This window comes from Cedecea davisae DSM 4568, assembly GCF_000412335.2.
Classification (GTDB): Bacteria; Pseudomonadota; Gammaproteobacteria; order Enterobacterales; family Enterobacteriaceae; genus Cedecea; species Cedecea davisae.
On sequence record NZ_KE161030.1, the window covers coordinates 1,360,354 to 1,363,588 of the forward strand.

The 3,235-nt window shown below is 45.0% G+C and carries 4 protein-coding genes; all 4 read right to left on the reverse strand.

What is annotated here, in order from left to right:
* Positions 1 to 260: DUF2345 domain-containing protein (locus tag HMPREF0201_RS06380; RefSeq protein WP_244878502.1), on the reverse strand; the 260-nt coding region annotated here is incomplete at its 3' end.
* Entirely contained in the window at positions 247 to 471 is a 225-nt protein-coding gene (locus tag HMPREF0201_RS22430) for a PAAR domain-containing protein (protein ID WP_071704080.1), read from the reverse strand. The genes HMPREF0201_RS06380 and HMPREF0201_RS22430, both read right to left, overlap by 14 nt.
* 24 nt (positions 472 to 495) lie before the next feature.
* Positions 496 to 1,317, reverse strand: coding sequence for an XAC2610-related protein (locus tag HMPREF0201_RS06385; protein WP_115586266.1), 822 nt, complete (start codon positions 1,315 to 1,317; stop codon positions 496 to 498).
* Between the two features lie 5 nt (positions 1,318 to 1,322).
* Positions 1,323 to 3,235, reverse strand: a 1,913-nt coding sequence (locus tag HMPREF0201_RS06390; protein WP_016535698.1) for a glycoside hydrolase family 19 protein, incomplete at its 5' end; no start/stop codon positions are given.

The window sequence follows — 3,235 nt, forward strand, 5'->3', positions numbered from 1 at the left end:
GGAGATTTCACCAGATAATCGCCCGGGGTTTCTTCCAGAATGCCGCCGTTGTCCAGTGTGATACTGGAGCCGCCGCCGTTGAGTCGCAGTTTAGGCGCACTGATGAGCAGCTCATCCTTGTTGCTGCTGATGGTAAACAGCAGCTCTGATGTCATCTCCATTGAGCTCGCCTCTGCGCGAACCTCAACATCCCCCTGACTGGCAATCAGCTTCGCCCCGGACTGATGGGCAAACAGCCCGACAGACTCACTGGCGGCCAAATCCACACTTGTAGCCGAGGAACGCCGCATAAACACCACGAGCCCGATAATTTGGGTTACCTTCGACGATAGTGGTATCGCCATGCTCCGGGCAGGAAACACGGTCACCTTTACGTGCCACACCGATATCTCCAAAGAACATAGTTGTTGAACAGGACAACACTGCTCCGCCGTGAGTAGTTTTATCGCCTGGTCGAATAATTCCTTGCATATACTTCTTTTATATTATTCTAAATCAAAAAGACTCAAACATTTCTTTTGAAACTTCATTACCATTTTCACCGTGACCTTTCTGATTTGAATAATCAAAAGACATATCGTTAACTTTAACTAGCTTGCCATTATTGAATGAATAAATGATTTTGCTATACCTTTCGCAACAATCATCCTTTGAGTCAAAAACTATATTTTCAGCAAATGGCTTGTATGTTAATGTTCCATTTATACCACTTAATTCTTTCTGTTCCACAAAGCCTTTATCAGTTGAAATATACACACTCTGACTTCCATTATTAGGTCTATGATCTGTCCGGACAATTACATCATAGAAACCATCACTATTAACATCTATGAAATCGACAGTTGGGGTGTCAATTGCATCCGATAATGATATATTTTCAACCTTACCTTCAATCTCTATCTTTAATTCGTAACCGCCACTCTCAGAATCAGATAGTTTCACATTATTCAACTGACCATCTTTAAATGAATCATCCTTTAAAAGATTTACAGGAAGGCATTGTTTATTACACCACTGGCCTGTATATCCATCAGTTGTAGGTTTGAGAGTCATCACCGCGGTACTATTGCCTACTATCTCATTCAATACAACCAAATCTGCCGAGGACACTCCCTTAAGGAAGATATTTTTTTTGAATTTATTATATATATAGACGCCAGAAATCGCCCCGCTAGCAGTGGTAAGGTTCATTGTGATATTGCTTTTCCCTATCGTGCCACTATATAAGGAGGTTACAGAATATTCAGCATTCACCGCCTCCGATGCATTACAACAAAACGGAAACACACAAACAGACAGTAATAGTATTTTCTTCATTTCAATCACTCCAGACCAAATGCATTCTTAGCTATCGATAGTTTTGCCACTCGATCATCCATGTGGTTCGGTTCTTTAGCTTTGCCAGGATAATAAGGTTTCTTTTGTACAGCCCAGCCATTAACATAAACCGAGACCCAGTATATATCATCTTTATCAGCCGAACTATTTAACTTAGGTTTTATGTATCTCCAAAAGTAACCAGATGCCAATGCCGCATACCTTGGATTATTTGAAAGATGACTAGCCTTGGCTGTTGTTGATGTTATATCGAATGAGTTATCGTTAAGTTTGTTTCTTAGATACTGCTGACATTTTGTATAATTATCACGCCCTGTGATTTGTAATAATCCCCGCCCTTTAAACAAGGGACCATCTCCAGCTTGGTTGTTACCTAAATCACTACGACCTTCGTAGGCCTTTCCTGATGCAGTTTCTTCAGTATATTTAAAGAAACCAGTTTCATGGAGGATCTGTGCCATAAAATGCGTTTTTCTCAAAGAGGTATTGATTTCAAACAGCTTCATTGTTTCATTTAGAGGTTCAAGATAAATCTGAACATATTTTTCTTTGTCGGCAGGAAGCATTGCCTTTAATTGCTCGTAAGTGATCATTTCCTCGCCATCAGAAAGCGCATCCAAAAAAATCACAGGATGCATATGCCAGACAGGCGTACCACTACTGAATCCGTCCACCTTGCTCATCCATTCCATATCGTCAAACCACTGTCTGACATAGCTGATACAGAGCAGGTCCATCTGTTTGAAAAATGTTCTCCAGCGATGATGACTGCTGCCACCAAACCATTCACTGTCGTGTTTGACCACCATTCTCGCTGCAATATCTCTGATATCCAGCTCCGCGTAATTAACCGCGTGACGCAGTTCTGCACCCGAAAGGTCGCCGCTATTATCGCTGTCCATTTTTCGCAGCAGGGCTTTGTAGTAGTCAGAGACCTGTTTTTCCCGGATACCGCGCTCAGGCCGTACCCACTCCGCCATTCTGGTGAACCCGTCTTTGATCCACCCTTCATGCAGGGATTTTGTCATATCGGAAGTCGGCGGCTCTTCAAATGCTTTAAAACCCAGCTTATCCAGGTCGTACTGGCCAATATCCGCTTCCACATCAACTTCGCTGAGCCAGGCCCCGTCCCCGATATCAAACCAGCGTTTACCGCCACTGTCGGTAAACGGATGGCATTTGTCCTGCGGCATAATTTTGTGAATATCTTTCTTCACCTGCCCTTTGGTTTGGGTGAAGGTATCCCCGGAACGGGCATAAACAAAACTCTCCGGGTGGATATGAACGTATTTCGGGCCGCTCTTCACCTGTGCCTTATTGCTCAGAAAATCGATCATCCGGCTGTCGGTACTGAGTACTTCAATATGCACAAAAGCACTCTTTTCCACACCGTGGATGTCACAAGGGGCAATGTCTTCCGCGAGGTAACCCACCGCATCACCTGCGGCAATCTCAAGTCTGGTTGCCGGTTTAACGACGGTATCAAATGTCCCCTGGGCAACGGCCCGCTGCATCCAGGCCGGCAGATGCGCCATCTGCTTACCCACGGATGCCAAAGATTGCGGGTCGAGCGACACCCAGAACGCGTTGCCGGTCATTTCGGATTTACTGTTCAGCACCCGGGCAAGCCCAAACGTCTGCGTCTGTCCCTTCAGGTCGAAAGTAATCTCACGCAGCACAATGACGCTGTCGCCGGTTTTCAGTTTGTCCTTCTCCGCGACCGGCGCCTTATCTCCGGCTTTTTCTTTGCCGGTATATTCATGCTGACTCAGCCCGTCACCCTTCTCAGTAACCTGATACAGTTTGTGCTCTGGAAAGGCTGAGAGCGGAGCAAGCCCGATATACAGCGAATAAAACTCAAGCGACTTGTCTTTTTTTTCCGGGTCAGGAGTACAGA